The 9,076-nt window shown below is 65.5% G+C and carries 7 protein-coding genes and 1 other RNA gene; 6 read left to right on the forward strand and 2 right to left on the reverse strand.

Annotated features, from left to right (window positions below; all coding sequences use genetic code 11):
* The first annotated feature begins 262 nt into the window (after window positions 1-262).
* The 4 genes from ACE3SN_RS14815 (at window position 263) to ACE3SN_RS14830 (ending at window position 3,190) form a co-directional block, all read left to right on the forward strand.
* Window positions 263-541 (forward strand): ETC complex I subunit, encoded by a 279-nt coding sequence (locus ACE3SN_RS14815; protein ID WP_374531284.1) that lies wholly within the window; start codon window positions 263-265, stop codon window positions 539-541.
* 299 nt (window positions 542-840) lie between these two features.
* Window positions 841-935, forward strand: an RNA gene (ffs, locus tag ACE3SN_RS14820) — signal recognition particle sRNA small type.
* A gap of 83 nt (window positions 936-1,018) precedes the next feature.
* Window positions 1,019-2,824, forward strand: a complete 1,806-nt coding sequence (locus ACE3SN_RS14825) for a DNA polymerase III subunit gamma/tau (RefSeq protein WP_374531286.1) — start codon at window positions 1,019-1,021, stop codon at window positions 2,822-2,824.
* Between the two features lie 27 nt (window positions 2,825-2,851).
* Window positions 2,852-3,190: a YbaB/EbfC family nucleoid-associated protein gene (locus tag ACE3SN_RS14830; RefSeq protein ID WP_374531287.1), complete on the forward strand. Its 339-nt coding sequence runs from the start codon at window positions 2,852-2,854 to the stop codon at window positions 3,188-3,190.
* Window positions 3,191-3,208: 18 nt separating this feature from the next.
* Here ACE3SN_RS14830 and ACE3SN_RS14835 read toward each other — a convergent pair whose 3' ends face one another.
* Entirely contained in the window at window positions 3,209-4,534 is a 1,326-nt protein-coding gene (locus tag ACE3SN_RS14835) for an amidohydrolase family protein (protein ID WP_374531289.1), read from the reverse strand.
* Window positions 4,535-4,717: 183 nt separating this feature from the next.
* Here ACE3SN_RS14835 and lon point away from each other — a divergent pair, with 183 nt between their 5' ends.
* A complete protein-coding gene (lon, locus tag ACE3SN_RS14840) occupies window positions 4,718-7,129 on the forward strand; it encodes an endopeptidase La (protein WP_374531291.1) in 2,412 nt (803 codons plus the stop codon).
* A gap of 236 nt (window positions 7,130-7,365) precedes the next feature.
* The gene (locus tag ACE3SN_RS14845) at window positions 7,366-7,638 is read left to right on the forward strand and encodes an HU family DNA-binding protein (RefSeq protein ID WP_374531293.1); all 273 of its coding nucleotides are present in this window, start codon (window positions 7,366-7,368) and stop codon (window positions 7,636-7,638) included.
* A gap of 105 nt (window positions 7,639-7,743) precedes the next feature.
* Here ACE3SN_RS14845 and ACE3SN_RS14850 read toward each other — a convergent pair whose 3' ends face one another.
* Window positions 7,744-8,805 carry an acyltransferase family protein gene (locus tag ACE3SN_RS14850; RefSeq protein ID WP_374531295.1) on the reverse strand — a complete coding sequence of 354 codons (1,062 nt, stop codon included), beginning with the start codon at window positions 8,803-8,805 and terminating at the stop codon, window positions 7,744-7,746.
* Window positions 8,806-9,076 lie beyond the last annotated feature (271 nt).

Below are 9,076 nucleotides of genomic sequence, written 5' to 3' on the forward strand. Positions count from 1 at the left end.
TATGCTTTTTCTGCCACTGAATGCGCTCCGAAGTCCTGACGCCACCTCTCGCTTTTGGAGTTACCTGCCACAGGCCCAGTAGGTCCGCAATGTTGTCGTTTCCGGAACGTCCGCTTTCGATTGAAATGCCCTGATAGCTGCCGGAAGAACTGGCTTTGCGGTTCGTACTGTCTTCCATTCCAAGTCCTGGGGGCGAATGGAGTGGGCGAAAGCCGCAAGTCCCCCTTGATTCCCGCCGCGATTCGACGCAGGGCTGCTGCCCATGTCCGCACGTATCTATCAGCGCCCGAAGAACGCCATGCAGTCTGGCAAGGCCCTGCTTGGCCAGTGGATCCTCGAATTCGCGCCATCCGAAGCGCGCCGCGCCGACCCGTTGATGGGCTGGACCGGTTCGGGCGACACGCAGGTGCAGGTCGTGCTGAAGTTCGACAGCCAGGCCGAAGCCCAGGCCTATGCCGACAAGTACGGGATCGAGGCCGTGGTTCATGCCACGCCGCCGCGCCGTCTGAAGATCCAGGCCTACGCGGATAACTTCAGGTAAGTTTCTTCGAGATTGAAGACCCACCCCCTACCCCTCCCGCAAGCGGGAGGGGAGCGCGACTTGCTGTGCCGCAGGCGCGGCTAGTCGCAGCGGGGTGGGCAGCTTCGATAAGGCTGGGAAAGGAGCGGACCCACCGAATGCCTGGGTCGCGCTGTGAAGCAACCGGCGTGCCCGCTCCAGCCAATCCCGGGGAAGGGATAAGGCCCTTTTGACCCGCGCCAAGCGGCGCGATACCCCCTCATAGCGTCGATTCGCCGTCACAGACTTGCGCAAACGCGACAAGGCCGCCATATGGCCGCCCGGGAGTCGGTCGGACGTTTGCGTTCGCCAATCTGGTCAGGTCCGGAAGGAAGCAGCCACAACGGATTGCGGCGGGTCGGCCGGCTCCTTTTTCAAGGTTCGGAACTGGCTTCACAGCTCCGGACAACCACTCCCGCCAGCTTTGCTTTTGCCGCGCCAGCGCTTACCTAGGCAGCGATGGACGATTCACCCGACATTTTCGGCAACGAGCCCGAGGACGACGACGCCCCCAGCGCGGCCGAGTTGGAAGCGGCGGGGCAGTCCTCGATGTTCGGTGAACCCGCGCCCGCGCCAGTGGCGGCTCCTGCGCCTCCGCCAGTCGCCGTCCCGGCGGCTGCCGCGCAGCCCTATCGCGTGCTCGCCCGCAAGTACCGCCCGCAGACCTTTGCCGAGCTGATCGGGCAGGACGCGATGGTCCAGACGCTGGGCAATGCGATCAAGCGCGACCGGCTGGCCCACGCCTTCCTGATGACCGGGGTGCGCGGGGTGGGCAAGACCTCGACCGCGCGGCTGATCGCCAAGGCGCTCAACTGCGTCGGGCCGGACGGGCAGGGCGGGCCGACGATCGACCCATGCGGGGTGTGCGAACCCTGCACCGCGATTGCGGAAGGCCGCCACATCGACGTGATCGAAATGGACGCCGCCAGCCACACCGGCGTCGACGACGTGCGCGAAATTATCGAGGCGGTGCGCTATTCCGCGGTTTCGGCACGCTACAAGATCTACATCATCGACGAAGTCCACATGCTCTCGCGCAATGCGTTCAACGCGCTGCTCAAGACGCTGGAAGAGCCGCCGGCGCACGTGAAGTTCCTGTTCGCGACGACCGAGGTGGACAAGCTGCCGGTGACGGTCCTGTCACGCTGCCAGCGGTTTGACCTGCGCCGCATTCCCACGCCAATGCTGGCCGAGCATTTCGCCCGCGTCTGCGCGGCGGAAAGCGTGAGCGCCGAGGACGAGGCGCTGTCGATGGTTTCCGCTGCCGCCGAGGGATCGGTGCGCGACGGGCTGTCGATCCTCGACCAGGCGATTGCCCATGCGGATTTGGGCGGGGAAGGGCGCGTCACCGCCGAGCAGGTGCGCGACATGCTGGGGCTGGCCGACAAGTCTGCCCAGCGCCGTCTGTTTGCCGCGATGCTGGCGGGCGATGGGGCGGGCCTGCTCGACATGATCGACCAGCAATTCTCGCTGGGGGTGGAACCGCTGGCGCTGATGCGTTCGGCGATGGAGCTGACCCACCGGATCACCGTGGCGCAGCTGGGCAAGAGCGGGGCCGACGCGATTTCCGCCGAAGAGCGCGCCGAAATCGACGACTGGGCCGCGCGGCTGACCGCCGGGCAGCTCCACCGGCTGTGGCAATTGCTGCTCAAGGGCCATGACGAGGTGCGCGGCGCCCCCGATCCGCTGGTTGCGGCCAAGATGGCGCTGCTGCGCGTGCTTCACGCCAGCGACATGCCCGATCCGGGCGCGCTGGTGCGCAAGCTGGAAGACATGGTCGCCAATGGCGTGACCGTGGCTGCCACGCCGGGCGGCGCGGCTCCGGCTGCCGAGGCGGCTCCCGCCGCACAGGCCGGGCCGGACTGGAAGGGGCTGGTCGACCGGGTCGATCATTCGGGCCAGCTGCGGATTGCGCAGATCATGCACGATTGGGTGCGGGTGATCGAGCTTAAGCCGCTTGAGCTGACCTATGCGCTGACGCCGGGTTATCCGGGCGATCCGTCTGCCGAAATCCGCGAGGCGCTGCTGCGCGCGACGGGCGAGCGCTGGCAATTGAACTTGCGCACTGGCGCTGGCGAAGGCGAAGCGCGGCCAAGCCTGCGCGAGGAAGTGGAGGCCGCCAAGGAGGCCGACCGCGCCGCGCTGCTGCGCGATCCCTTGGTCGAAGCCGCCTTTGCCGCCTTCCCCAAGGCCGAACTGATTGACGAAGCCGCCGAGGCCCGCGTGGTCGGGCAGGGCGGCAAATCGTGGAACCGGCGCGCCTGAGCTGCGCGCCCAGCAGGAGGTGAACCCGTGAAGTCGATGGAAGAGATGATCAAGGCCGCGCAAGCCGCCGCTGAGACCATCCAGAAGCAGATGACCGAAAGCCAGGCCAAGCTCGACGCGATCGAGGTTGAGGGCGTGGCGGGCGGCGGCCTCGTCAAGATCCGTTGCTCGGCCAAGGGCCGCGTGATCGGCGTGTCCATCGACGACAGCCTGATGACCCCATCCGAAAAGGGCATCGTCGAAGACCTGATCGCGGCGGCCTATAACGACGCGCGGGCCAAGGCCGATGCCGTCGCCGGCGAGGAAATGTCGCGCATGCAGGCCGGCATGGGCCTGCCGCCGGGCTTCAAGCTGCCGGGGATGTGAGGTTGACCGGCGGGCGCCCTAGCGCGCCCGCTCGATCACCACGCCGCCCTTGATCACGCCGTCGACGCTTTCCAGTTCGCGCACATTGGCCAGCGGATCGCCGTCGAGCGCGATCAGGTCGGCATAGTGGCCGACGGCAATCACGCCGACGTCCTTCTCCCAGCCGAGCGCCTGGGCGGCGTTGAGCGTGGCCGCGCGGATCGCGTCGAGCGGGGTCATGCCATAGGTGACCATGACGTAGAACTGCCTGCCAACCAGGCCGTGCGGCATCACCCCGGCGTCCGATCCGAACACCATCCGCACTCCGGCCTTGAACGCCTTGCGGAAGTTGTCGCGCTGGATCTCGCCGATTTCGCGGTCCTTGCGCAGGTTGTCTTCGAGGACGCCGTTCTTCTTGCCCTCGGCCTGGGTGTAGTCGGTGTTGTAGATGTCCATCGAGAACCACACCGGGCGCTGGCGCTGCACGGCAAGCTTGATGCCTTCGTCATCGACCAGGCTGGCGTGCTCGATCGTGTCGATACCGCCATTGATCGCGGCCTTGATCCCCGCCGCGCCGTGGGCGTGGGCGGCAACTCGCAGGCCCCACATGTGCGCTTCGTCGGCAATCGCGGTCAGTTCGGGCAGGGATAGCTGCTGCTGACCCGGTTCGGTGTTGTGCGAGAACACGCCGCCCGTGGCGCAGACCTTGATCACGGTGGCGCCATACTTGCGCTGGCGGCGCACCTGATAGCGCAGCTCGTCGGGCGTATCGCCCACGCCTTCCATCTTGCCGGGCAGTTCCATCGAGGGCGGCAGGCCGGTCTGGTCGCAGTGCCCGCCGGTGCTGCCCAGCGCATAGCCCGCCGCAACGATGCGCGGACCCGTCACATAGCCGCCGTTCACCGCCTGCATCAGGCCGATGTCGTTGCGGTTGGCCGAGCCGACGTTGCGCACTGTCGTGAACCCGGCATCCAGCATTGCCCGCCCGTTGGTGACGGCGGTCATCGAAAAGAAGCTGTCGGTATATTCGAGGCTGCGATAGCCGCCGATGTCGGCCGGGCTATCAAGGTGGACATGCATGTCGATCAAGCCCGGCAGCAGGGTCTTGCTGCCCATGTCGATGTGCTTGACGTTCGCCCCCCAGCGCACCGTGCGCGCATCGGCAATGCTGGTGATCCGACCATCGGCGCCGACGAAGATCGCGGGGTGTTCGATATATTTGCCGGTTGTCACGTCAAGATAGCGCGCGGCGGTGATCACGGTCTGCTGCGGCTCGTCATTCGTCTCGGAGAGCGCCGGCACGCTCAGTGCGGTGACGCCCGACAGCAAAGCGGCAGCAAGCAAGGATTTGGTCAGTTTGCGCATGAATTGGGTCCCCGGCAGAAAATGGTGCGCCTACTTTGCGGGGCGGTAGGCGTCTTGGCAATCACCCATCCACAGGTGCGCCGCTTCGCCCCATTGCAGAGCGGGCGGGGCAATCCCATATCTGGTCCCAAAGCCGGGATTCACCCGGACGGTGCTATCAGGCGCCGGATTGGACGGACTAATATGACCACCTTGCTCCCCCTCCTGCCGCTGCGCGACATTGTCGTGTTCCCCGGCATGGTTGTTCCCCTGTTTGTCGGCCGCGAAAAGTCGGTTGCCGCGCTGGAAGCGGCGATGACGGGCGACAAGGACATCTTCCTGCTCGCGCAGCTCGATCCCGGCTGCGACGATCCCGACCGCGACGACCTCTACGATGTCGGCGTGATCGCCACCGTGCTGCAGCTGCTGAAACTGCCCGATGGCACCGTGCGCGTGCTGGTCGAAGCCAAGGACCGCGCCCGGCTTGAAAACCTGCGGATCGAACCCGGCAGCGCCGGCGACATGGCTGTCGCCGCGGTCGAAAAGCTCGATACGATCAGCGTTTCGGGCACCGAGGTTGCGGGCATGATGCGCAGCGTCGTCGATACCTTTGCCGAATATGCCAAGCTCAACAAGAAGCTGCCGCAGGACGCGGGCGAGAACCTGGGTGAGATCGTCGATGCGGCGCTCCTGGCCGATGGCGTTGCCGCCCACGTGCAAGCCAAGGTTGCCGACAAGCAGGCCATCCTGTCGGAACCCGATCCGCTCAAGCGGCTTGAAATGGTCCATTCCTTCATGGAAGGCGAGCTGGGCGTGCTCCAGGTCGAGCGCAAGATCCGTGGCCGCGTGAAGCGCCAGATGGAAAAGACCCAGCGCGAATATTACCTCAACGAACAATTGAAGGCGATCCAGTCGGAACTGGGCGGCGGCGATGGCGAGGAAGCCAACGAGATCGCCGAGCTGCAGGACAAGATCGACAAGCTCAAGCTGTCGAAGGAAGCTAGCGCCAAGGCCACGGCCGAGCTCAAGAAGCTCAAGACCATGCAGCCGATGAGCGCAGAGGCGACAGTCATCCGCAACTACCTCGACGTGCTGCTCGGCCTGCCGTGGGGCAAGAAGTCGAAGCTCAAGAAGGATATCGGCGCGGCGCAGGCCGTGCTTGATGCCGATCACTACGCGCTCGACAAGGTCAAGGACCGGATCGTCGAGTATCTGGCCGTGCAGGCCCGCACCAACAAGCTGAAGGGGCCGATCCTGTGCCTCGTCGGCCCGCCGGGCGTGGGCAAGACTTCGCTGGGCAAGTCGATCGCCAAGGCGACGGGGCGCGAATTCATCCGCCAGTCGCTGGGCGGCGTGCGCGACGAGGCCGAAATTCGCGGCCACCGCCGCACCTACATCGGCTCGATGCCCGGCAAGATCGTGGCCAACCTGCGCAAGGCCGGAACCAGCAATCCGCTGTTCCTGCTGGATGAGATCGACAAGCTGGGGCAGGACTTCCGCGGCGATCCGGCCTCGGCCCTGCTCGAAGTGCTCGATCCGGAACAGAACGCCAAGTTCCAGGATCACTACCTTGAGCTGGACTATGACCTGTCGGACGTGATGTTCGTGTGCACCGCGAACAGCCTCAACCTGCCGCAGCCGCTGCTCGACCGCATGGAGATCATCCGGCTCGAAGGTTACACCGAGGACGAGAAGGTCGAGATCGCCGAACGTCACCTGGTGGCCAAGCAGGTCGAGGCACATGGGCTGAAGAAGGGTGAGTTCGTGCTGGAACAGGCCGCGCTGCGCGACCTGATCCGGTACTACACCCGCGAGGCTGGCGTGCGCACGCTGGAGCGCGAGATCGCACGGCTGGCGCGCAAGAGCCTGCGTCAGATACTCGAAGGCAAGACCAAATCGGTCACGATCACGCCGGAAAACCTTGGTGACTTCGCCGGGGTGCGCAAATACCGCTATGGCGTGGCCGAGGACGAGCATCAGGTTGGCGCCGTCACGGGCCTGGCCTGGACCGAGGTCGGCGGCGAGCTACTGACCATCGAGAGCGTCACGGTGCCCGGCAAGGGCATGGTCAAGACCACCGGCAAGCTCGGCGAAGTGATGAACGAAAGCGTGCAGGCGGCCTTCAGCTTCGTGCGCGCGCGTTCGCCCGCTTACGGGATCAAGCCTTCGTTCATTGCCCGCAAGGACATCCACATCCACTTGCCCGAAGGGGCGGTGCCCAAGGATGGCCCATCGGCCGGGATCGGCATGGTCACCTCGATCGTCTCGACCCTGACCGGCATCCCGGTGCGCAAGGACATCGCCATGACCGGCGAGGTGACGCTGCGCGGCCGCGTGCTGGCGATCGGCGGGCTCAAGGAAAAGCTGCTTGCGGCGCTGCGCGGCGGGATCAAGACCGTGCTCATCCCGGAAGAGAACCGCAAGGACCTCGCCGAGATCCCGGCGAACGTGCGCGAGGGGCTGGAAATCGTGCCCGTGTCCCATGTCGACGAAGTGCTGGCGCGGGCGCTGACCCAGCCGCTCGAAGCGATCGAATGGAGCGAGGCGGACGACCTTGCCAGCCAGCCCGGAGCGGCCGTTCCGGCGCCGGGAGTGGGTTCCGCCACGGCGCATTGATTCGTGTTGCGGCGCAGCGAATCGGGGTTTCCCCGGGATGCTGCGCCGCACCATCCTTGCTGCTGGTCGCCGATTGCCGCTCGGTTCGTCGAAAATGGCGGAAAAACGTGGATAATCAGCCGTGATTCCTGCGCTTTCGCTTTGACAGGTCCCGGAAAAGTCGGTCATGTCCACCGACCTTTTAGAGGCGAATCAAAACACACCACCGAATTCACGAAAGGTAGGGGGTTCCCACAATGAACAAGAACGATCTGATCAGCGCCGTCGCCGAATCCAGCGGCCTTACCAAGAGCGATGCTACCAAGGCTGTTGAAGGCGTTTTCGACGCGATCACCGGCGCCCTCAAGTCGGGCGATGAAGTCCGTCTGGTTGGCTTTGGCACCTTCTCAGTTGCCAAGCGCAAGGCTTCGACCGGCCGCAACCCGCGCACCGGCGAACCGATGAAGATCAAGGCTTCGGCTCAGCCGAAGTTCAAGGCCGGCAAGGGCCTCAAGGACGCCGTCAACTAAGACGCACCTTCGGGTTGGGCCGTAGCCTCTCGGCCCTGCACAAGATCGACGCCGCATCTGCCCCGCGCAGGTGCGGCGTTTGGTTTTGTTGCCTGGAGCGGCCTGTCAGGCGGCGGGTGCAGCCTTGGGTTGCAGCGGCTTGTTAGCGAAGGACACCAGCCGCGAGAAGACATAGGCCAGCACCATCGCGGCAACCACTGCCACGGCCTGGACGCAACCGGCGCGGCCCAGCAGTTCCGAGACCGAAACCAGCACTGTCAGGTGGACGCAATAGAGCGGCAGCGAATAGCTCCCCAGCCATTCCAGCGCCGGCCCCATCGCCTTGGGCGGCTGCGACATAGCCACCAGCCAGGCAGCGGCGGGCAGGAACGGGATCACGAAAACGAGATCGCCCGCGACGTGGCCGAGCGGCAGGTAAGGCACCGCCATGATTCCGGCGATCGGCACCAGCAGCGCCAGCCACCACGGCAAGCCTGGGCTGCGCAGCCCCTGCTTGTAGATCCGGCCAAGCCAGACCCCGACGACATAGGACCAGCCGACCCGCGGCAGTCCCATCCACCACGTCTTCCAGTTGGGCGCGCTGACCCCCATCGTGTCTCCGCCGTGCAGGTTTACCGTATAGGCCAGCCAGACCCCGAGGATCAGCGCCAACACAGGCAACCAGCGCGTCGGCACGCGGCGCAGCAGCAGCGCGTGGAGGAAGTTCGCCAGCAGTTCATAGAACAGCGTCCATTGTGGACCATTGAAGCGGTAGAACGGCCCGGTGCCGCTGAGCGCCGGGATCATCGCCAGATCCAGCGCCAGCCACCACAGCAGGGTCAGCGGGTCGGCCATGCCGATCACAAAGGCGCGCACCACGGCCACGCCCGCGCCCACCGCCACCAGCGGCCAGAGCCGCACGAACCGCGCCCGGGTGAATTCGAACGCCCCGATCCCGGCGTTGAGCTTCTTTTCGGTCGAGACCGCCAGCACGAAGCCGCTGAGCAGGAAGAACAGGTCGACGAACAGGTAGCCGCGCGTGAAAGGGCCGTGGGTGTGATAGACTGCGGCGAGGTGGTAGAGCATGATCACGATCGCGGCCAGGCCGCGCAGCCCGTCAAGCTGGCTCAGTCGCTGGGGGTGGACCTGCGCGGCAGGAGTCGCCGGCGCCGTGGCAGTGTCGTTCATCGCAATTACCCCCCTGTGATCCCGAACGCTTACACCAATTGGCCGGGCAAATATCAAGCCCGCGACTTGCCGCTGTGCAGGCCGGTGTGGGGGATGCCACCGCCGTTACACTGGACGCCGCTGATACGCGTGACTATATCGTTTGCCATGAACCGTATTCTGCTTGCCCTTCTGGCCCTGTTCGCGGGCATCGCCGCGCAGGCCGCGCCTGCCCAGGCGCGGATCGGCGGGGGCGATACCGAAATCGGTTCGGTTGAAAGCGCGCGGGGCT

Origin of the sequence: Novosphingobium sp. (assembly GCF_041915465.1) — a bacterium.
Classification (GTDB): domain Bacteria; phylum Pseudomonadota; class Alphaproteobacteria; order Sphingomonadales; family Sphingomonadaceae; genus Novosphingobium.